This window comes from Desulfoplanes sp. PS50 (assembly GCF_053851535.1).
The window spans coordinates 54,971-76,472 of record NZ_JBSPZA010000012.1 but is presented as its reverse complement, the minus strand read 5'-3'; the positions used below and the strand labels follow the sequence as shown (position 1 = coordinate 76,472).

The 21,502-nt window shown below is 54.5% G+C and carries 17 protein-coding genes; 13 read left to right on the top strand and 4 right to left on the bottom strand.

The features are described 5' to 3' along the window. The first annotated feature begins 121 nt into the window (after positions 1-121). From ACTVJH_RS07400 to ACTVJH_RS07340, 13 genes are all read left to right on the top strand, one after another. Positions 122-601: a chemotaxis protein CheW gene (locus tag ACTVJH_RS07400; protein ID WP_455989005.1), complete on the top strand. Its 480-nt coding sequence runs from the start codon at positions 122-124 to the stop codon at positions 599-601. A gap of 13 nt (positions 602-614) precedes the next feature. Next, positions 615-2,513 carry a hypothetical protein gene (locus ACTVJH_RS07395; protein ID WP_455989003.1) on the top strand — a complete coding sequence of 633 codons (1,899 nt, stop codon included), beginning with the start codon at positions 615-617 and terminating at the stop codon, positions 2,511-2,513. A gap of 90 nt (positions 2,514-2,603) precedes the next feature. Beyond that, on the top strand, positions 2,604-2,906 hold the full coding sequence (locus ACTVJH_RS07390) for an STAS domain-containing protein (protein WP_455989001.1): 303 nt from the start codon (positions 2,604-2,606) through the stop codon (positions 2,904-2,906). Positions 2,907-2,957: 51 nt separating this feature from the next. Continuing rightward, on the top strand, positions 2,958-3,320 hold the full coding sequence (locus tag ACTVJH_RS07385) for a response regulator (RefSeq protein WP_455988999.1): 363 nt from the start codon (positions 2,958-2,960) through the stop codon (positions 3,318-3,320). Positions 3,321-3,427: 107 nt separating this feature from the next. Further along, positions 3,428-5,560, top strand: a complete 2,133-nt coding sequence (locus tag ACTVJH_RS07380) for a chemotaxis protein CheA (RefSeq protein ID WP_455988997.1) — start codon at positions 3,428-3,430, stop codon at positions 5,558-5,560. 4 nt (positions 5,561-5,564) lie between these two features. Further along, the gene (locus ACTVJH_RS07375; protein WP_455988995.1) at positions 5,565-6,440 is read left to right on the top strand and encodes a CheR family methyltransferase; all 876 of its coding nucleotides are present in this window, start codon (positions 5,565-5,567) and stop codon (positions 6,438-6,440) included. Beyond that, a complete protein-coding gene (locus tag ACTVJH_RS07370) occupies positions 6,441-6,959 on the top strand; it encodes a chemotaxis protein CheD (RefSeq protein ID WP_455988993.1) in 519 nt (172 codons plus the stop codon). It abuts the gene before it with no gap. A 22-nt stretch (positions 6,960-6,981) separates the two neighbouring features. Further along, positions 6,982-8,052, top strand: coding sequence for a protein-glutamate methylesterase/protein-glutamine glutaminase (locus ACTVJH_RS07365; RefSeq protein WP_455988991.1), 1,071 nt, complete (start codon positions 6,982-6,984; stop codon positions 8,050-8,052). A 238-nt stretch (positions 8,053-8,290) separates the two neighbouring features. Then, positions 8,291-9,511: an HD domain-containing phosphohydrolase gene (locus ACTVJH_RS07360; RefSeq protein WP_455988989.1), complete on the top strand. Its 1,221-nt coding sequence runs from the start codon at positions 8,291-8,293 to the stop codon at positions 9,509-9,511. A gap of 84 nt (positions 9,512-9,595) precedes the next feature. Then, positions 9,596-12,295, top strand: a complete 2,700-nt coding sequence (locus ACTVJH_RS07355; RefSeq protein WP_455988987.1) for a PAS domain S-box protein — start codon at positions 9,596-9,598, stop codon at positions 12,293-12,295. A gap of 82 nt (positions 12,296-12,377) precedes the next feature. Next, entirely contained in the window at positions 12,378-13,622 is a 1,245-nt protein-coding gene (locus ACTVJH_RS07350) for an HDOD domain-containing protein (protein WP_455988985.1), read from the top strand. 33 nt (positions 13,623-13,655) lie between these two features. Then, on the top strand, positions 13,656-13,859 hold the full coding sequence (locus tag ACTVJH_RS07345) for a DUF3391 domain-containing protein (protein WP_455988983.1): 204 nt from the start codon (positions 13,656-13,658) through the stop codon (positions 13,857-13,859). Between the two features lie 149 nt (positions 13,860-14,008). Continuing rightward, complete coding sequence (locus ACTVJH_RS07340; protein ID WP_455988981.1) at positions 14,009-14,929, top strand: HD-GYP domain-containing protein; 921 nt, start codon at positions 14,009-14,011, stop codon at positions 14,927-14,929. Positions 14,930-15,153: 224 nt separating this feature from the next. On the opposite strand, the gene ACTVJH_RS07335 is transcribed toward ACTVJH_RS07340, so the two are convergent. The 4 genes from ACTVJH_RS07335 to ACTVJH_RS07320 form a co-directional block, all read right to left on the bottom strand. Next, the gene (locus tag ACTVJH_RS07335; protein ID WP_455988979.1) at positions 15,154-18,261 is read right to left on the bottom strand and encodes an efflux RND transporter permease subunit; all 3,108 of its coding nucleotides are present in this window, start codon (positions 18,259-18,261) and stop codon (positions 15,154-15,156) included. Next, positions 18,258-19,499: an efflux RND transporter periplasmic adaptor subunit gene (locus ACTVJH_RS07330; protein ID WP_455988977.1), complete on the bottom strand. Its 1,242-nt coding sequence runs from the start codon at positions 19,497-19,499 to the stop codon at positions 18,258-18,260. The genes ACTVJH_RS07335 and ACTVJH_RS07330 overlap by 4 nt, the downstream gene beginning before the upstream one ends. After that, the gene (locus ACTVJH_RS07325) at positions 19,496-20,974 is read right to left on the bottom strand and encodes an efflux transporter outer membrane subunit (protein ID WP_455988975.1); all 1,479 of its coding nucleotides are present in this window, start codon (positions 20,972-20,974) and stop codon (positions 19,496-19,498) included. The genes ACTVJH_RS07330 and ACTVJH_RS07325 overlap by 4 nt, the downstream gene beginning before the upstream one ends. 221 nt (positions 20,975-21,195) lie before the next feature. After that, positions 21,196-21,411, bottom strand: a complete 216-nt coding sequence (locus ACTVJH_RS07320; RefSeq protein ID WP_455988973.1) for a hypothetical protein — start codon at positions 21,409-21,411, stop codon at positions 21,196-21,198. Between the last annotated feature and the right edge of the window lie 91 nt (positions 21,412-21,502).

Here is a 21,502-nt window from a genome sequence, read left to right as displayed (position 1 = left end):
CGGGCATCCAAGGAAAAAGAGGGGAACAATAAGATTTGAAAACCAAATCGAAATCGTATAACCATCTTTAACTACATAACAACCAACAACAACACCGGACACATATGAAACGGAGGCATTCATGAGCAACGAAACCGAGGCGGCAACCAACCAGTTTCTCACCTTTTCACTGGATCAGGAAATCTATGCCATGGACATCGATTCGGTCAAAGAGGTCCTGGAACTTACCCGGATCACCAAGGTTCCGCGCACCCCCGAGTCCATGCGCGGGGTGATCAACCTCCGTGGTCATGCAGTGCCCGTCTTCGATCTGCGCAAAAAATTCCATCTCCCCATGGGCGATGATACCGTGGATACCTGCATCATCATCCTCGATGTGGAACAGGAAAACGATTCCCTGACCATTGGCGCCCTTGTGGATTCTGTCAGCGAGGTCATCGAGATCAGCCCGGATTCCATTGAACCGGTACCGACCATGGGGTTGAGCCTGGACAATCGGTTCGTCAAGGGAATGGGAAGACGCGACGACGATTTCGTGATTATCCTTGACTGTATGAAGATATTCGATTCCGAAGAATTGAACGTTGCCCAGGAATCCTAACCAGGAAATCACAATGCCTGAACCGTTCGACTCCGGGATCTCTTCGGAAGAAACCTCTCTTGTCGCCACCAATCCGAGTTTGGAGGACGTATCCGCACAACTCCAGGAAATGGAGCGACGCCTGCACAACATCCTTGCGGACAAAGAGGAGGATTTTCTCCAACTGGGTAGCAACCTGATGGATTTTTCATCGCGATCCCGGGAGATTACATCGGAAGTTTCCTCCCTGGCCGAGCTCGCTTCCGGGGAGGAAATAACCGGCAGGATCAATGATCTTCAAGCCTTTATGGGGACGGTATCCTCCCTGTGTCAGACCATGACCGATGGAGCGACCCTGGAGGATCTTTCCCGAATCATCGCCAGTCTGAACAAACTGAAGGAGTTGTTTCAAGAGTTCGCCCGGGTGATCAAGGCATTGCGCATGCTTGGCATCTCCACCCGCATTGAAAGTGCCCGCCTGGGAGAATACGGCCGGGGATTCACCTCCCTGGCCGATGACGTGGACAAGCTGGTGGCCAGGATCGAGGAAAGCTCCGCTGAAATCTCCAATCGATCCAACGAGATCATTGCCACGACCCTGAAGGTCCAAAGCGGTACCAAAAAACTCTTTACCTCCCAGCACTGTCTTTTGGATCAGGTTGTATCGAGTCTGGCAGGTAATATCGATGATCTGGCCGCGATCGTGGAACAATCCAACAGGGTTTCGGACGAGTTGATTGTCCATTCAGAACAGATCGCCTCCAGCACATCCACGGCCGTTACCAGTCTGCAGTTTCACGATATCGTCCGCCAGCAGATTGAACATGTCGAGGAATGCGCCAGAGACGCTGTCGAGCTGATCCACGGCTACGTGGCCGCTGAAAACTCGGATTATTCGCTCCAGCAGGTACTGACCTTTGTCCTGCAGATTGCAAAAATCCAGGCCCACCAGCTCGAAAGCGGCAGCGAACAGTTTGAAAAAGCGGTCCTGGATTTCAAGACCCAGGTGGAACATATCGCCGCCATTGTCGATCTCTTCATGCAGGCGATCCACGGTTTCGATGCCAAAGGCCAGCAGAATCAGGAATCGGTTCTGGACGTCATCCGATCGAGCATGGACCAGGTCATTGACAACGTGCACCACTTCGTCGCCGGCATGCAGGAACAGCAGCAGATGATTATTCCGGTTGCCGACACGGTCAAGGACATGGATTCTGCCGCCAGGGAGGTGCGGGATCTTGGCGACGAAATCGAGCTCATCTCTTTGAACGCGAGCATCAAATCTGCCGGCGTCGGTGACAAGGGGCTGGCCATGGGAGTGCTGGCCCATGAAATCCAGCGACTCTCCATGCGCACCAAGGAACACACTCTTCAGGTTCTCAGGGTTCTGGCCGGCCTGGCAGACACGTCGAAACAACTGCAAAATCGTACCGGCCAGGAAGAAGAACTGAAAAGTCTGGAAACGACCATCAAAGACCAGGAAGCATCACTGGGCAGATTGGTGGATCTCAAGGCCCAGATGGACCATGTCTTTGCAGCCGTGTCCTCCATGGGACACAGCCTTGGCCGGGATATACGTTCCTTTGCCAAGGGCATCGTGCTCCATGAGGCCATCTGTTCGCATCTTCAAACGGTGCGGGACGATTTTGCCCGGCTCATCAGCCAATTGGAAGAAGCTCATGTCGATCCCGCCACGGAACTGCCTGCAAAATTCGACGAGTTGTTGCACCGTTACACCATGGAGAGTGAACGGATCATCCATCAGATGGCATTGGGCCTGGGTGATGCAGAACATGCCGACAGCAAGGAAATCCCCGAGGACAGTCAGGACATCGAGCTTTTCGATGACCAGGAAGAGGGCGTAGAGCTTTTTGGAGACGATGACGACGGGGTGGAATTGTTTGGTGACGACGATAATGTCGAACTTTTTTAATCCGTTCAAAGCACGGTCAGCCCCCTGTGTCAGCAAGGGCATATCACGCCCGGGGCTATGGATCCGACACTTCAACCAGAGGACATCGGTATGGAATGCTTGACGATCTCACAGATACCCCAGGGAAAGAAAATCACCTTCAGGGGCTCATGTACCATCGAAAATGCCGCGGCCATCGCGACTACGCTGGTGAGCGAAGTAACCAGCGATCAGGACATTCTGATCGACCTTGCCGAGGTTGAAGCCGCCGACCTCTCCTTTTTTCAGCTTCTTTCCGCGTACGAGCGATCCTGTAAAAAAAACTCAGCGACCCGCATCTCGATCGATATGCCCCAAGCCCTCTGTGATCTGGCCGGGAAATCCGGATTCGAATTTTCATCCACAGACGCATAACCCGTTGTAGAAGCGTTCATACAAAAGATACAACCAACAAGGAGATCCAAGGTGTCACAAACGATTCTCATTGTGGACGACTCCGCCAGCATCCGGCAGATGGTCAAATTCACCCTCGAGGGTGCGGGCTACACATCCATCGAAGCCACCGACGGGAACGATGCCCTGACCAAGATCAATCCCGATGTGAAAATGATCCTCACCGATCTGAATATGCCCGGCCTGGACGGATTCGGCCTGATCAAGGCTGTACGCCAGATGGCGGCCTTCAAGTTCATCCCCATCATCATGCTGACCACGGAATCCCAGGCCTCGGCCAAGGCCGAGGGCAAGGCAGCCGGGGCCACCGGATGGATCGTCAAACCCTTCAAACCGGATCAGTTGCTCGGTGTGGTCAAAAAGGTACTCCGGTAGCACGGTACCTCGGGCTTCATGTCCATGTATTGTCCCATACCGATTATTCAAGGCCACAACAATCTCCGTGTCCGAAATGTACCAACTCCCTTAAAGGACAACTCATCATGCCCCAGGACGAGATCAACCAACAGGTTTATAGAGAAGAAGCAACCGAACTCCTTGCCGAACTCGAGACAGCCCTTCTCGAACTCGAAGAGCATCCAGAGGATACCGACCTCATCGGTCGGGTCTTCAGGGCCATGCATACCATCAAGGGATCCGGTGCCATGTTTGGGTTTGATGTCATCGCCGAGTTCACCCATGACGTGGAAACCGTATTCGATATGGTTCGCAGCGGTGAAATCGCAGTGACCAAACCCCTTCTGGATCTCACCTTTGCGGCCCGGGATCATATCGCCCTGCTGCTTGATGATGAACAAGCCAATTCCGGGGAAGCGACCCGAATCACCCAGGGATTGCGAAATATCGCCGGCACGACACAATCTTTATCTTCGGACGCCCGGCAGGCGGACCAGAACGCGGCTCCCTCTCCCGACGAGGGTCCCCTTGGCCCGGGCATCTATCGGATCTGTTTCAAACCACCCCAGAATATCTTCATGTCCGGTCTCAACCCCCTGGGTCTGCTCGAGGAACTCGAGGAACTCGGTGAGCTCCAGGTCATCGCACACACCCGGGACATTCCCGATCTTGCCGAGATGGATCCGGAGCTGTGCTACATCTGGTGGGACATGATCCTGATAACGGACAAGGATGAAAATGCCATCCGCGACGTGTTCATCTTTGTGGAAGATGAAAGCGAACTCTCCATTGACCTGATCGAACGGGCCGAACCGGCAATGGAGGATGCGGAATACAAGAAACTCGGGGAAATCCTTCTCGACCGGGGAGATCTTACCTTTGAGGAGTTGCAGGCCATTTTGTCCAAGCAACGCCGCCTGGGCACCCTGCTGGTCGAGGCAGGAGTTGTGGATGAGGAGGCGGTTCGATCGGCCCTTGCCGAACAAAAAGCCGTCCGGACCAGCCGCCAGAAGGCAACCCCAAGCCGCCCCATCAAGACCAGTCCCGCAAGCAGCAGTGTTCGGGTAACCGCGGAAAAACTCGACTACCTGGTGGATCTCGTGGGTGAATTGGTCATTGTCCAGGCACGCATCGCCCAAAGCGTGTCCGGTTCCCAGGATCAATTGCTCAAAAGCCTTTCCGAGGAATTGGAACGCCTCTCCGATGAACTGCGTGACGAGACCCTGTCCATCCGGATGCTGCCCATCGGCACGACCTTCAGCAAATTCCGTCGATTGGTCCGGGACCTTTCCGATGAACTGGGCAAAAAAATCATTTTTGAGACCAGCGGCGCAGAGACCGAGCTGGACCGCACAGTCATCGAAAAGATCAACGATCCCCTGGTGCACATCCTGCGAAACAGCATCGACCACGGCATCGAGTCACCTGAAACACGAAAGAAACTGGGCAAACCCGAGGCGGGCACTCTGCACCTTTCCGCGGAACATGCTGGAAGCGAGGTGGTTATCTCCATCTTTGACGACGGCAAGGGACTTGATGCGGAGATACTCCGCTCCAAGGCCATTGCCAGGGGACTTATCTCGGAATCTGACGAACTCTCGGAACGGGAGATTTTCTCACTCATCTTTGAAGCGGGTTTTTCCACCGCCGAGACCGTGAGCAATGTGTCCGGACGGGGCGTGGGCATGGACGTCGTCCGCAGGGATATCGAATCCCTGCGCGGACGCGTGGATATCTCGAGCACCCTTGGCCAGGGAACAACCATCTCCATCAAGCTTCCTCTGACCATGGCCATTATCGATGGTTTGCAGGTCCGCATCGGGGAAGAATTCTATGTCATCCCTCTGGATATTGTCGAAGAATGTGTGGAACTGATCCGAACCGGCAGCACCGTGGAGGAACGACGGCAGGTCATCGATACCCGGGGGCAGATCGTGCCCTATATTCGCCTCAGACGATGGTTTGGCCTGACTTCTACCCCGCCGTCCATCGAACAGATCGTGATCATCGCCATCGAAGGCAGAAAAACCGGACTGGTCGTGGACGAGGTCATCGGTGAGTATCAAACCGTGATCAAAACCCTTGGAAAGGTCTACCAGAACGTCAAGGAGTTCTCCGGGGCAACCATCAAGGGCGATGGAACTCTGGCTTTGATTCTCGATGTCCCGGAATTGATCCATCTTGCCTCCAGCAACAGGGCCGAAGAACAAGCGAGCTGAATCCATGCAAAAAAACACAGCAAAACACTACATGGATTACGGTGCCGTATGCATGAGTTCCAAGGACTTCCACTCGTTCAGTCAGCTCATTCAGGAACGGTGTGGGATCAAGATGCCGGAGAACAAGAAAGTCATGCTCGAGTCCAGGCTAAAGAAACGCTTACGGGTCCTGGGTTATGAGGATTACGCCGACTACAGGAATTTCATCTTTTCGGACAAGGGGCAAAAGGAGGAACTCGTCCACCTCATCGACGTGGTGACCACGAATACCACGGAATTCTTCCGACAGCCCGATCATTTTAATGCCTTGAATAACGGCATGCTGGAACAATGGCATGCCGCGTCACGAAACAACGGCCCGCTCAAGGTCTGGAGCGCCGGCTGCTCCATTGGGGCCGAACCTTACACCCTGGCCATCGTGCTCCAGGAGTTTGCGGCCACCCATAGCAGATTCGACTACTCCATCCTGGCCACGGACATCTCCGGCAGCGTCCTGAAAACAGCGGCCCGCGCAGTCTATTCGACCAATCAGGTCAGGGGCATCCCCGATCACCTGAAACGGAAATATCTTCTGCGCAGCAGGGACAAGGCCAAGGATCTCGTACGCATCGGACCGGAACTGCGCAGAAAGGTCAGGTTCGGGTATCTCAATTTCATGGAGAACTTTGCCTTGAACGAAACCATGGACATTGTGTTCTGCCGCAACGTGATCATCTATTTCAACCGTGAAACCCAGGAAAAGATTCTGCAAAAGATCTGCAATCATATCCGTCCCGGAGGCCACCTGTTCATGGGGCACTCCGAAAGCCTTGTGGGCCAGAATCTCCCCGTGGTCCAGATTGCCCCCCATATCTATCAGAAACGCTCGGTCCGAGCCTAGATGAAGATTCACTATCTCAAACCCGGCGAGGCGATCATCGCCTCGGGAGACAGCACCATAACCACTGTCCTGGGTTCATGCGTGTCAGTGACCTTTTTCTCCCCGCCCCACAACCTGGGAGGCATGACCCACGGCGTCCTGCCGTTCTTTCCTCAAACAGGCCGCAAATCCACCGAAAAGGAAGCCGTCTTCCGATATGTGGACACATCCATCGAGCAGATGTTCAAACGGTTCACGGCCAAGGGAATCACCCTGAAGGGTTTGCGGGTGAAGCTCTTTGGCGGAGCTGATGTACTGGGAAAACCGTCCGGATCCACATGGAGCGTGGGGCGCAAAAACATCGAAGCGGCCTTGCAGACCCTGGCCCGGCTGGAACTTCCCATCGAACGAACCGATGTAGGCGGCGAACGAGGCAGAAAGATCATCTTCTCCACCCTGACCGGCCAGGTCCTGCTCAAGCGTCTCGACGGCCGCACTGCAGCCAAGGTAGACCTCTGCCCGGACTTTCATTGTCACTAGCTCTTCAACACATCGATATACCATGGTAAAAAACACGATCAATGTTCTTGTAGTCGACGATTCAGCCCTGGTCCGATCGGCACTCAAGGATATTCTGGAATCGGATCCGCAGATCAAGGTCATCGGCACGGCATCTGACCCGTTTGCAGCCGCCAAATGCCTTTCTCAGATGGTCCCGGACGTGATCACCCTGGATGTGGAGATGCCCCGCATGGACGGGTTGACCTTCCTGCGCAAGATCATGTCCCAGCATCCCATCCCGGTAATTATGTGTTCCACCCTGACGGTCAAAGGGTCGGACACCTTGATCAAGGCGCTGGAATACGGGGCCGTGGATGTGATCGAGAAACCCAAACTCGGGACCAAGCAGTTTTTCGAGGACGCTCGTATCCGGATCATCGACACGATCAAGGCGGCGGCCAAGGCAAATCTGAAGTCCAAACGCCAGATCCACGAACTGAATCCCGAACCCAAACTCTCGGCTGACGCGGTCATCAGCGCCTCAACCACGAAAAGCTTTTCCCTGCAGACCACGGAAAAGGTGGTCATTGTCGGGGCCTCCACGGGCGGGACCGAGGCTTTGCGTGTCTTTCTCCAGGCCCTGCCCCATGACTGCCCGGCCATCGCCATTGTCCAGCACATGCCCGAGATGTTCACGGCCTCCTTTGCCAAACGGCTGAACGAGATCTGCACCATTTCGGTCAAGGAGGCGGCAGACAACGACACCCTGCTTCGAGGCCACGCCCTGATCGCCCCGGGAAACCGGCACATGCTTTTAAACCGCAGCGGAACCAGGTATTATGTATCTCTCAAGGACGGCCCCCTGGTCCAACGCCACCGGCCATCGGTGGACGTCCTGTTCAGATCCGCGGCCCGCTATGCCGGACCCAACGCCGTGGGGGTGATCATGACCGGCATGGGAGACGACGGGGCCTCCGGGATGAAGGAGATGTTCGATGCCGGGGCCATGACCATCGCCCAGGACGAGGCCACCTGCGTGGTCTTCGGCATGCCCAAGGAAGCCATCAAAGCGGGCGGGGTGCACAAGATCCTCCCCCTGACCAGGATAGCTCCAACGGTCCAGGGGTTGTGATCCCCATTGTATATCTACCCTTCACCAAAAAAGCCGGGAACACTGTTCCCGGCTTTTTTGGTACCAGATTCCATCCGGCGACCTCCAAGTTAAAATCTTCTAACTTCTGAAAAATATCTGCACCAGGGCTTGAGTCTTACATTAAAATAATGCTAGAATTGTTCATAAAACAAGAGGACACCCGTGTTGAGGAAGCACGCGGCGTAATTATTTCTGATACGTTGACGATGCATGCATCATGCTTTTTTCTTCTCCAACTCCCTATACAACCAAAATGCTCATGGAAAAAATTCTGTTTGTTGATGACGATATCAATATATTGGAAACATTCACCCGGATCCTGAGAAAAAAATTCAATGTGGATATTGCGCCCGGATCCATGGAAGGGCTTCAAAAATTGAACAAGTCCGGCCCATATGCCGTTGTCGTGGCGGATATGAAAATGCCGAAGATGAACGGCATCGTCTTTTTGAGTCATGTAAAAAAGATGTTTCCCGATACCGTACGCATCATGCTCACGGGCCAGGCAGACCTCAACGATGCCATAGAGGCGATCAATGGCGGCCATATCTTTCGCTTTCTGACCAAACCCACGCGCAGTGAGGATATCATTCGAACCCTCGATGACGCCCTTGCCCAATATCGACTCCAGACCGGAGAAAAGGAACTCCTGGAGAAAACCCTGACCGGAACCGTCCAGGTTCTCATGGAAATCCTGAGCATGACCAACCAGGAGGCCATGGAACGGGCCGCACGTATCAAGCGATTTGTCCGGGATGTGGCCATCCACATGGGGGAGATGGATATCTGGCTTTACGAAAATGCGGCCATGCTCTCGCAGATCGGATGCATTACCCTGCCCAGCACGGTGCTCAAAAAAATCCGAACAGGGGAAAAACTGGATGCCGAAGAATTACAGCTGTACAATCAGCATCCCTTTATCGGCGCAAATATCCTGAAAAGAATTCCGCGCATGGAAAGGGTGGCCGAGATCGTCACCTACCAGGAAAAATATTTCAACGGTGGCGGACTGCCCATCGATACGGTCAAGGGGCAGGATATCCCCCTGGGCGCTCGCATTCTGAAGCTGGTTCTGGACTACAACCTCTACGTCAACCGGGGGATGTCCAGCAAAGACGCCCTGAAAAAGCTGGCGGACAAGAGAGAACGCTACGACCCGCGTGTCTACAAGGCATTTGTCGAGGTGCTCAGGGCGGAAGAGCAGTATCAGGTTCGTCAGCTCACCCTGGGTAGACTTCGCCCCTTCATGGTTCTCATGGAAGACATTTTTGCCCTCAACGGGTCCAAACTTCTGCCCAGTGGACACGAGGTAACTGAAACCATCCTGGAAAAACTCACTCGCATGGACGAGACCTACGGGGTCAAGCAGCCGATCCAGGTCCTTATCCCTCCCAAAAAAATAATCGACAAGAAACATGAACTTCCCAACCAGAACTGATCACCAATCATCCTGAACCAGTCTTTAAACCGTGGTATGCCGGCCACCCACACGGCTAGCTCCCGCATACAGGGGTTCACGATTATGACGCATAAGCCAGATACATCCCTTTGGCCCGAGCAGGACAGCTCCGCACCCCAGCACGGCCAAGCATCCGATTTCTCCTGCTCCATGAAGCAGGACCTGGATGCTGTTTTCAAAAAGCCGTCCGACTTTCATATCCCATACGGCGATCTCACCGAGCTGAACACGACACGGCTGATCCTGGACACGGTCGGTAAAGAGACACTGCGATTGATTGCTGAAGACGCCCTGACCCTCATCAATTCATCACTCGCCATCTACGAGGCCGATGGCGATTATGCCTTGCAGATGTTTTCTTCATCGTGGTGCCGTATGCTCGATGAAGCCTCGCGAAATCTTTGTCAGACCGATGACAATGCAGAGGCCCTCTCGAGCGGCAGGTGGCATTGCCACGAGTTTTGCTGGGGAGATCTGGCAAAACAGGTGATAGCCTCGGGACAGAGAATGGACAGAGAATGCGTCGGGGGAATCCGTATGTATGGGCTACCGATCATTTCTGAACACAGGGTCATCGGGGCCATTGTCTTTGGGTACGGTACGCCGCCCAGGGATCGACAATCCATTCAAAAATTGGCCCATCTGTATCATATCGATGAACGCACATTGTTCAAAGCCGCTTCGGAATATGTAACGCGTCCGAAATTCGTCGAAGACCTGGCAAAAAAGCGGCTGGCCATCTCCGCCCGCCTGATCGGTGAAATAGTGGCCCATTCCGAGGCCCGAAAGACGCTTCAGAAGAAACAGGAGCTTCTGTACCGCATCCTCGAGGAGGGTCCCTTCTGCACCCTGGTCATCGACAGGTCAGGGCGGATCACCTTTGCCAACAAAATGGCCGAAACCGTTTTCGGGATACCGAAAAAACAGATCTGCGATCTGCAATTCAATTCAGCACAATGGCACGTCACTGACATTGACGGCAACCTTTTGTGTGAATCCGACCTGCCATTCATTCAAATAATGTCGAAAAAACGTTCGGTGCACAATATCCAGCACATTCTGCACCGCCCCGATGGGCAGGAAAAAATCCTGAACATATCCGGAACCCCGTTGTTGAACAACTCCGGAGAAATAGACCGGATCGTGTTTGTAATCATCGATATCACAGTCCAGCACAAGACACTGCGCAAGGTCGAAGAACAAAAAGAGTTTCTGGATGTTCTCATGGATATCATCCCCTTGCCGCTCTTCTATAAACTCAGAAAAGGATCCTATCTGGGATGCAACAGGGCCTTTGAAAGATTTTTCGGCATTTCAAAAGACAGGTTGCTCGCCGCGAGCCCGGGAGAACTGAAAACCACCTTTCATATCGACCCATTGCTGGGAGAGGATGAAAACACAATCCTCCACAACGAGCACATCCTGGAAGGCACGCTCAGGGATGCCCAGGGCAACAACCGAAATGTCATCCTGAACTTCGATACCTTTGACTACCGCCAAGAGAAGGACATAGGCATCCTCGGGATCATTTCCGATGTAACCATTAGAAAACAATACGAAAAGGAACTTTTCCTCGCCCAGCAGGAGCTCAAACAGATCATCGAATCCCTGTCCGCGTTTTTGATCGTCCTGCAGCGGGACAAAAGAATAAAATACTTCAATGGCACGGCTGAAAAAATATTCAATATCCGTCACGTTGAAGTAGAAAACCAATCGCTTTTTTCCCTGAGTCTGACACATGACTGCCCGGAAATACGCGCAGGCCTGGACAAATGCGCCCGTGAAAAACGTTCCATCCACCTTCCTGACATCCGATATACCACACAGAATGGAACCGAGGGATATCTGGGGATAACGATCAACCCCGCTCTGGACATAGACAATGCATTCGACGGGTTCATCCTTATCGGGGCCGATATCACCGCCAAAAAAGTCATGGAAAGCCAGCTTACCCAGGCTCAGAAACTGGAGTCAATTGGTCAGCTCGCCGCTGGAATTGCCCACGAGATAAACACGCCGACACAATACGTGGGCAACAATGTCGATTTCTTGGACGATGCGTTCAAAGATATCATCGAAGCCCTCACATACATCCAGGAACAAACCGCTTCGGACCAAAAAGACGATACAGGTTCCATCTTTTCCAATATCCAGCAGATGCTGGACAAAATCGATCTGGAATATCTGCTCGAGGAAATACCCCTGGCACTCAGCCAATCCCAGGAGGGCATCCAGCGCATCTCCGAGATAGTGAAATCCATGAAGCAGTTCGCCCATCCCGGAGGCGACGACAAGACCCCGCTGGATATCAACCAGGCCCTTGTGGATACCATTCTGGTGACCAAAAACGAATGGAAATATCACGCCGAGATGGAAACGGATCTCGACCCGGAACTCCCTTTGGTCTCCTGTTATCAGGGGGAGATCAAACAGGTTTTCTTGAACATCATCGTCAATGCAGCCCAGGCGATAGCTGAATCAAAAGAAAAAGGCTCAGAGATCACCGGGAAAATAGGCATCCACACGACAAGTCGGGATGATCTGGTGGAAATCCGCATCAGCGACAATGGCCCCGGAATGTCGGAGGATACCAAACAAAGGATCTTCGATCCCTTCTTCACGACCAAGGAAGTGGGAAAAGGCACAGGACAGGGACTCAATCTCGCGTACAGAGCAATCGTCAACAAACATCACGGAACAATAGAGGTTGAAAGTGAAATGGGCCAGGGGGCGGTGTTCATTATCCGCCTGCCCATCGACTGACAAACCATTGTTCAGTCCGGTTGCGTGAGATCGCTTTTCACTTCGAGCGAACAAGAAACAGCTTCTCCGGTACAGGGAGCTTATGACTCAGGAAGACAGCAGAATTCGCATCCTCTTTGTCGATGATGAAGAAAATATTCTTCGGGCCATGAAACGGTCCCTGCGTGACATGCGTGATGCATGGGACGTGTATTACCTTACAAGTGGTAGGCAGGGGCTGGATCTGCTTAACGAACACCCCTTCGACATGGTCATTTCCGACATGTACATGCCGGAAATGAATGGAGCGGCATTTCTTCAGGAAGTGAGGAACCGATACCCGGGAATCATACGCATCATCCTGTCCGGACATTCGGATCATGAGCTTATCCTGAAAACCATCATCCCCGCTCATGCCTTCCTGCACAAGCCCTACTCCAAGGAGGATCTCGTCAGATTGGTCGGCAAAATCCAGCAATTCAAAAAACTGGTTACCCAGAAAAGAGTACGGGACAGTATCACCGAAATCGGGACGCTTCCTTCACAGCCCATATTTTACCCGTTGATGAACATGGCCCTGGAACGGGAAGGTCACAAGGAAATCGCCGACATCCTCAGCTATGATACGGCCATGGCGGCGAACGTACTCAAGGTGGTCCTGAATTCCTTTCTCTGCGAAATCAAGAAACTCCCCTCGCTGGAAGAAGCCGCCTCGATCATCGGCAAGGAAACCCTGACCACCCTCGTGAACACCCCGGATCTGTTCATGTCCTATCACGACATAAGCCATATGGAGCTTCCCATCTACGCATTATGGCGTCATGGTTTCAGGACCGCCCGATACGCAGCCGCCATCGCCGCCCGGGAGACAGCCGACAGGGACGCCGTCAACATGTGTTTCATGGCCGGGCTGCTCCATGACATTGGAAAGTATATCCTTCTACTCACCTTTGAAGAGGAATATCTCGAACTGCTCGCCATGCGCAAACAATCGTCGGAATCGGAAATGGCCCGGCTGGAGATCGCCACCTTCGGGGCAACCCACGGCACGGTGGGGGCCTATTTGATGAGCCTGTGGGGAATCCCGCTCAGGATCGCCCAGGGGATCGCCTTCCACCATACCCCCGAGATGAGCAAGAGTCCGGACTTCAGTCCGGTGATCGCCGTGCATGTAGCCAACGCCATGGATCACTATCTGCAAAACAATCTATGGGGAAAAAAGGAAGAGAAACTCAACCAGCAATTCTTCGACCGCATGGATCAAAAAACCAAGCTGAAAGAATGGATACATTCGTGCATCGAAGTAAACAGAAAAGATAAACTGATGATGCAGAAATTAGTCATTTAGAAAATATTTCATCAAGATAGACATCATTACACCATGTCACATACACGAATCAAAATCACCGTTGACCAGATCCAGCCGGGAATGTTTGTTTCCCTGTCTGAAAACTGGTTGAAACACCCTTTTGTCCTGAACAATTTCAAGATCAAAAATGACAAGCAGATACGCAGCATCAAAGAAGCTGGCATAAAGGATGTCTATTATCTCCCTGAAAAAAGCGACCGCCCCCCCTGCCCCTGAAACAGGCCGCGGAATCTCCGCAGGAATCCCTTTCTGCCGAAGAACCACAGTCGGACGCATGTTCCTTCAGGCAGAAACAGGACCAGATCGACCGGCTGAAAAAAATCGGGAAAAGAATTGAGAGGTGCCGGGGAAAATACCGACATACAATGAATCAACTGCCCAACATCATGGCGAATTTGTTCGCCGCCAACAAAGCAGGGGTGGAACAGGTCGAGGCAGTGGTGGGAGAGATTGCAGGCGTCTTTCTTTCGGAATCAGAGGCCCTTGTCCATTTGATGAGTCTGGAAGGCGACGAAGGTGACTTTTCCTACCATTTTCTGAACGTGTCCGTTCTCGCCCTTATGCTGGGCGAATCACTTAACCTCACCGACCAGGAGATGCAGATCCTGGGCAAGGGCGCTCTGCTCCACGATATCGGCAAATTGCGCATCGAAAAGAAATACCTGCGCAAATCCAGGGACACCCTGACCAAGCCCGAACGGGCCCTTGTGCAGCGCCATCCGGAATATGGAGTCGAGATACTTCAAAAAGCGGACCCCGAAACCCCCTCTGCTGTTTTGGACATGGTCAGAAACCACCATGAATATCTCGGAGGCGCAGGATATCCTGCAGGACTTGCAGACACGGACATCGGCCCGCTTTCCAGAATCGTTACCGTTGCCAATGTCTATGACAATCTCACGAACCATGACGATCCCCAGAAATGTCTCGCCCCCCACCAGGCCCTCCTGTTCATGTTCAAGAACTATGCGGAGCTGCTTGACATGCATATCCTGTCCGCCCTGGCCCAGCGCCTGGGAATATACCCCCCCGGATCGATCGTCCTGCTCTCCAACGACAATGTGGCGAAGGTGATCGCAACCAATCCCGACATGCCCCTACGCCCTCACCTGCTGATCTATGATCCGGACATTCCGCGAACCAAGGCAGCCATCCTGGATATCGCCGAGGAACCGGACATCTATATACGCAAAGGAATATCAACCCTGGAATTGGAGCCTGGAGCCTACAAGTATCTGAATCCCGGCCTCAAGCTCTCCTACTACGCAGACACCATTGACGACTGAGTCGCTTGGTCCTTCGTTGATATTGACCTGACAAGCAATTCTCTACGACAAGAAAACGATCAGATGTACAAAAACTTCTTCCCGACAGCTCCTGAATAAAAAACCCTGCGATACCGCACTTTTCACACGGGGCAACCAGATCACAACCGCGAACAGGCCGGAAAAAATATTTTCCGGCCTGTTCGCGGTTCTTTCATGTGCAGAAGATTAGAAAAAAACCCTGCTCAGACCTTTTTGCAGCGCATCATCTCGATACCGTCCACCACGACCATGTACAGGGCGGGCACCAGGACCAGGGTGATCAGGGTGGCAAAGACGATGCCGAAACCCAGGGAGATGGCCATGGGGATGAGAAACCTCGCCTGCCGGGAGGTCTCGAAGATCATCGGGGCGAGGCCGCCAAAGGTGGTGAAGGTGGTCAGAATGATCGGTCTAAACCGGGCCATGCCGGCGGTGAGCACCGCGTCATGGGCATTGACACCATTTTCCTTGCGTTCCCTGTTGGCGAAATCAATGAGTACCAGCGACCCGTTGACCACCACGCCGGACAGGGCCACGATCCCGAAAAGGCTCATCAGACTCAGGGAGTAGCCCATGAGGATGTGTCCGATGACCGCCCCGACGATCCCGAAAGGGATACTGACCATGATGATCAGGGGCTGGGCATAGCTGCGAAAGGGCACCGCCAGCAATCCGTAGATGACCAGAAGGGCCATGAACAACCCCTGCACCAGGCTGGCCATGGACTCGCGCATATCCGCCTGCCGGCCCTCGAAGCTGTAGGAAAGACCGGGATATTTCTCGATCAGCGCGGGCAGGGACTCGGCGACCAGGGCGTTTAAGATCTCGTTGGCCCTGCTCTGGGGGATGACATTGGCGGTCACCTCCACGGTCCTGCGCCCGTTGTGCCTGTCAATGGTCGTGTACGCCCTTCCCGGCTCCATGATCACGGCCTCGCGCAAAGGGATCTCCACGCCCGAGGGTGTCCGCAGGATGAGCTCCTCGATATTGTGTTCCAGAACCCGTTCGGACTTGGGCAGCCGGACCATGACCTTGACCTCGTTGCGCCCCCGCAGCTGCCGCAGGGCCTCGGCGCCGTAAAAGGCTGTCCGGACCTGCCTGGCCACATCCTCGGCCCGAAGTCCCAGTCCCCGGGCGGAATCGCGGATCTTGAAATCGAATTGCCGTTTGCCCGGGGAAAACCCGTCGTCGATATCCGTGACATTGGGATAGACTTCCAGATCCCGGGCCAACTCCTCGCTGGCCCGCTCCAGGATATGGATATCCCGATGGCTGAGTTCCACGGTCAATGACTTGCCCGATCCCGGACCCCCGGAATCCGAGGCAAAGGTGATGTATTCCAGGCCGACCAGTTCACCGACCTGCTCGCGCCAGGCCCGGGTGAACGCGGTCGTACTCATGGGGCGGATTTCAGGATCGGTGAGATAAACCCGGACCTCGGAGGTCGAACCCCCGCTGGTGATCTGGGCAAAAATCCCGGTGACGAGCCGTTCACCCCCATTGTCTTCAGCCACTTCCCTTCCCGCATCCACGAGAATCTTCTGGATCTCCCTGGTTTTTTCCACAGCTGTGCCATAGGACAGAACTGCGGTCACCTTGGCGTAATCCGCTTCTATCTTGGGAAAAAGGGTCATGCCCATACGACCGCTCTTCACGTAGCCGATGGTCACTAAAAGCACGGCAATGCCCAGGGAAATGGTCACATATCTGTACGTCAGGGTCAGATCCAGAAATGGACCGTACTTTGTTTTAACAAAATGCATGAACCATTTGCTGAACCCCTGCTGCCTGGCGTGCATCCACCGGGTGACAGGGTTTCCCCGTCTCTTTTCCCGTTGATGACCAAGATGTGCCGGCAGAACAAGAAGACTCTCCACCAGGGAAACGGCAAACACGCTGATAACAACCAGGGGAATCTGTCTGAAAATCTTGCCCATGATACCCGGCACGAAATACATGGGCATGAAGGTGACGATATTGGTGAGCACACTGAAGATCACGGGCATGGAGATCTCCCGGGCACCCCGTATAGCCGCATCCAGAAAAGGCATGCCTTTCTGGTGATAATTGTACACGTTTTCGCCCACCACAATGGCATCGTCCACCACGATCCCCAGGGTGATGATAAAGGCGAACATGGACATCATGTTGATGGTCACCCCGAACCCGGGCAGAAGCAGCAGGGAGCCAAGAAAAGAGATGGGAATGCCCAGGCTCACCCAGAAGGCGAGGCGGGTTTCGAGGAATAGGGCCAGACATAAAAACACGAGCCCAAGCCCCAGATATCCGTTGGTCAGCAGAAGATCGAGACGCTGCTTGTAGATCTTGGAATTGTCCTTGAGGATATCCAGGGAGAGTCCCGTAGGAAGAATCTGTTTGAAAACCTCGATATTGCGTTTGACCGCATCGGCCACCTCGACCGGGGTTTGATCCCCGATCCGGTAGACATCGATGAGCACAGCGGACTGCCCGTCAAAGGTGGCAAAAACATCGCTGTCCTCGAACCCGTCCTTGATCTCGGCGATGTCCTCGAGAAGCACATGGGTCCCGTCATTGGCAGTGATAATAGGGATCTTGCCGAACTCTCGTCCGTAATCCTTGCGTTCCTTGACCCGAACAAGAATTTCCCCCCCACTGGTCTTGATCCCGCCGCCGGGAAGATCCACTGAAGCCTTGTCGATGCGACTGGCTATTTCCGCGGTAGTCAGGTTGTAACGGCGCAGATTTTCCAGAGGAACCTCGATGCTGATCTCGAAATCGCGCACACCGCTGAGCTCCACCTGGGTGATATCAGGATCCTGCATGAATCTGTCTCGCAGATTCTCGGCCATCTCACGCAATACCCAGTCGGACTGATCCCCGTGCAGGGCAAGGGAAACGACCTCCCGTTTGCGGGCCACGATGGTCACGCTCGGTTCTTCGGCATCGTCCGGAAAGGAGGTGATCCGATCGACCTCGCTCTGAATGTCCTGGGCCAACCGCTGAATGTCCTCACCCTCGACAATCTCCACGACAACCGAACCCGAACCCTCGTTGGCCGTGGAGGTGACGTCGTTCACCCCTTCCAGCCCCTCGACCGCCTCTTCAACGGGCAGGACAATCCCCTTTTCCACCTCTTCGGGACTGGCACCCGGATAGGCCACGGTGATGGTGACGATGTCCAGATCGAAATCGGGAAAGACCTCCTGCTTGATATGGCTGCCCATGATCAGGCCGCCGATCAGACAGACGACCATCACCAGGTTCGCGGCAACGGAATTGCCCGCCATCCAGGCTATGGGGCCCTTTGAGGATACGAAATGATCACTCATGATCGCGTCGAGCTCCCCTTCATGGTTTCCTGGTCGGGATGGTTCTTCTTATCGGCGATTCGCACCTCCATGCCCTGAATCGGGGTACTGATATCCGAAAGAATGATCTTCTCTCCGGCCGCAATACCCCCGCCCAGATAGACCATGTGGGCATCCCGCCAGACAACGTCCACCGGCCGGATATCCAGGGTGTCCTCGGGGGTGGCTATCCAGACACGATTGCCGTCGCGCAGAGCGTCCCTGGAGAGGGCGACCACATCCTCGAGCACCCTGCCTTCGATATCCACATGCACATACTCACCGAGCAGAAGCGGTTTGCGCGAAGGGTTCGGCTGATTCAAGTCCAGGGGATCGGTAACCTGCACGAGAACCCTGGCCATGCGTCCCTGCGATTCGATATTTCCGAGTAGCCGGATCACCCGGCCAGTTCGCTCCTGCTGCTGGCCGGAGGAACGGATGTGGGCGATACTGCCTCCATGACTTCCTCCCCTGGGGACAACAATCCAGGTCAGCCGATCCGTGGGAATGGAGGTCTCCACCCAGAAGGCATCCGTGCCCACCAGGGTGGCAATGGAGGTCTGTGATGAAACCTGGGAGCCGAGATCGACATTTTTTTCCAGAATAAGACAATTAAAGGGCGCAGTGACCGATGTCCGCTCCAGATCCAACTCGGCCTGTTGGAGATCGAGACGAGCCCTGTCCACAGTGGCACGGGCCTGCTCCAATTGGGGTGTGCGCAGGGCCAAGACGGCCTCTTCCGGATCCATGTCCTGATCACCCCGCAAAAGATTCCACTCTTTTTTGGCCACGTCCTGCTGTCCCTGTTCAAGGGCCAGGGAGGCGCGGGCCTGAACCAGAGCCGCATGTTTCTGCTGTACGTTCAACTCGAAATCCAGGGGATCGACCTTCACCACACGGGTGCCCTGGGACAGAATGCCGCCGGGTTCGAACCCCGTGGCCAGCTCGATGATTTTTCCGGAAACCTGGGCACTGAGGACGGTCCTGCTGGCAGGCACGACGGTTCCCATAGCCTGGATGAGGATCTGCTCGCTACCGAACACAGCCGGCTGAACCGTCACCAGCGGTGCCAGGGAGACCAGGGGCTTTTTTTGGGGTGTCGGACGGGATTGTAAAAAATACTTCGCCCCGAAAACGCCCAGACCAATGATGACCAGGGGCAGTACAATGCCGACAATCCTTTTGCACCACCTTCTGGTTGTGGTTTCTGATGCTGTCATGATGATCCTTGTTCACTCGTAATCGTGGTCTCGATATGCGGGGGGTCCGTCCGTCTGTCTGCCGGTCCCTGTGCCTGCGTTTCCATTTCTTCATACCAGGACCCACCCAGAGCCCGGTGCAGGCCGATCTGGTACACCAGCAGATCCGCCTGCCCCTGAACAAGGGTGCGCTCCAGGGACTGCACGTCGAGCAGACTGGTCAAAACGGTCAAATAGGTAACCACCCCGTTTTGATAGCGTTCTCCGGCCTGTTCCAGGGTCATCCGGGCAAGAGCCAGTTGCCGGTCAACGGCCTCGAGATACTCCTGCTGCTTGGTGATATTCACCAGGGCGTTTTCCACATCCCGGATGGCCTCCATAACGGTCTGCTCGTAGTCGACCAGCCGTTCCCTGGCCACGGCCCGGGTACGGTCCACCTCGGCGGACCGCCGGTTGCCGTCAAAGATGGGTCCGGTCAGCCCCGCGGCCAGATTGGCCAGCCAATTATCAAACAGTGTATTGAATTGATCACTTGCATACTCGGCCCGTCCGGTCAGGGTGATGGCAGGAAGACGGTCGGCCCGGGCACTGGAGACCGCCCATTGCGAAGAACGCAGACGCAGCCCCGCGGCCCGGACATCCGGCCGGTTGGCCAGCAGATCTGCGGGAATGCCGGTTGCAGGCAGAGGCAGGGGGGAAGGCAGCAGATCGCCTGTCAGGCCGAGATCGAAATCCGGGGATTTGCCCATGAGCACTGCGGTTTCATGCATGAGAACCCGCTCCCTGGCCTCCAGGGGATGAAGAAGCGTCCGGGAACGGGCCAGTATTTCGCGTTGCTGAAGCACATCGAGGGCACTGGAAAGGGATTTGTCAAAACGCAGCTCCAAAACCTCGAGATAGGTCTCGTTGGTCGCGATCTGGGCCTTGATCAATGTCTGTTCCCGGCGAACCCGGAGGATCTCGATCCAATTGGACGCGATCTGGGCGGAAAGGGTCATGAACGCGGTATGCACGTCCTCCTGGCTGGCCTGAGCAGCAAGCCGTTCGGCCTCCAGGGAGGATCCGATCCGGTCCCAGAGATCGAGCTCGTACCGGGCGGCCAGGCCCAGGGAATGGTTCTTGGTGGTTGTATAGGTCCGTTCCCCTCCCGGGCCATTCTCTGTTTTCTGCCGTGTATGGGATGATCCCGCCTCCACCGAAAGCGTGGGGTACAAGGATGCCCCGGCCTTGCGGGCGGCAGCCGTGGCCTGGTCCAGACGGGCCCGGGCCTGACGGATCGAGAATCCGTCACTCAGGGCCACGTCCAGCAACCGATCGAGTTCTGGGCTGGCAAATCCTTTCCACCAGGGCGTCTCAAGAGAAGCGTTTTCCGCGTACAACGAATAGCTGGAGGGAATATGGACAAGGGAAGGTGGCCTTGTCTGCGGGGCAAACGGGGCGCACCCCGCTGCCACCAGAAGGGTGAGGGCAAAGAAAAGAAAATGCTGCAGCCGCATACGACGTCCTTGACGTGAAAAGGCGAGTGATTCCGCCCTGAATGACAATATGACCGTTTTGTTGTTCTACAGGCCGATCGTACTCGACCACGACCCGCTTCCATACAATCAATGCCCCATGCTTGGCAATACCGGGGAAATTTCAAGCCCGGACTGGTCGACCATAAAAAAAGTACGCATGAACATGCGTACTTTTTTTATGGAGCGTATGAAAACACCTGTCAGGACGATTTCGAATCCTTATCCTCTTCCTCGAGGGTGTGCTTGATCGTATGCTGGGCAAGGGGGCAGGTTTTACAGGCCTCGCCCTCCTCGGTTCCCGAACAATTCCCCGGACAACCCAAGCAGCCAAGCCCCTTTTTGCGTACAAATCGGCTGATGATGTACACCGCCGCTATGATGATGATCGCGTAAACAAATAGTGTGTCCCAGGACATGGTCAACCTCGTGTTCGTAGTGCATGAGCGTGGCGGAATGGTCACCGCACCTCCGCTGCATGTTTTCTTTGCATCTGACTTTAAAAAAACC

Bases quoted from the DNA above. Each gene is read 5' to 3' on its own strand.
- ACTVJH_RS07330 (WP_455988977.1), bottom strand. From the start codon at position 19,499: ATGACAGCATCAGAAACCACAACCAGAAGGTGGTGCAAAAGGATTGTC.
- ACTVJH_RS07345 (WP_455988983.1), top strand. From the start codon at position 13,656: ATGTCACATACACGAATCAAAATCACCGTTGACCAGATCCAGCCGGGA.
- ACTVJH_RS07320 (WP_455988973.1), bottom strand. From the start codon at position 21,411: ATGTCCTGGGACACACTATTTGTTTACGCGATCATCATCATAGCGGCG.
- ACTVJH_RS07340 (WP_455988981.1), top strand. From the start codon at position 14,009: ATGAATCAACTGCCCAACATCATGGCGAATTTGTTCGCCGCCAACAAA.
- ACTVJH_RS07390 (WP_455989001.1), top strand. From the start codon at position 2,604: ATGGAATGCTTGACGATCTCACAGATACCCCAGGGAAAGAAAATCACC.
- ACTVJH_RS07355 (WP_455988987.1), top strand. From the start codon at position 9,596: ATGACGCATAAGCCAGATACATCCCTTTGGCCCGAGCAGGACAGCTCC.
- ACTVJH_RS07360 (WP_455988989.1), top strand. From the start codon at position 8,291: ATGCTTTTTTCTTCTCCAACTCCCTATACAACCAAAATGCTCATGGAA.
- ACTVJH_RS07365 (WP_455988991.1), top strand. From the start codon at position 6,982: ATGGTAAAAAACACGATCAATGTTCTTGTAGTCGACGATTCAGCCCTG.
- ACTVJH_RS07335 (WP_455988979.1), bottom strand. From the start codon at position 18,261: ATGAGTGATCATTTCGTATCCTCAAAGGGCCCCATAGCCTGGATGGCG.
- ACTVJH_RS07370 (WP_455988993.1), top strand. From the start codon at position 6,441: ATGAAGATTCACTATCTCAAACCCGGCGAGGCGATCATCGCCTCGGGA.
- ACTVJH_RS07325 (WP_455988975.1), bottom strand. From the start codon at position 20,974: ATGCGGCTGCAGCATTTTCTTTTCTTTGCCCTCACCCTTCTGGTGGCA.
- ACTVJH_RS07375 (WP_455988995.1), top strand. From the start codon at position 5,565: ATGCAAAAAAACACAGCAAAACACTACATGGATTACGGTGCCGTATGC.
- ACTVJH_RS07350 (WP_455988985.1), top strand. From the start codon at position 12,378: ATGACTCAGGAAGACAGCAGAATTCGCATCCTCTTTGTCGATGATGAA.
- ACTVJH_RS07395 (WP_455989003.1), top strand. From the start codon at position 615: ATGCCTGAACCGTTCGACTCCGGGATCTCTTCGGAAGAAACCTCTCTT.
- ACTVJH_RS07380 (WP_455988997.1), top strand. From the start codon at position 3,428: ATGCCCCAGGACGAGATCAACCAACAGGTTTATAGAGAAGAAGCAACC.
- ACTVJH_RS07400 (WP_455989005.1), top strand. From the start codon at position 122: ATGAGCAACGAAACCGAGGCGGCAACCAACCAGTTTCTCACCTTTTCA.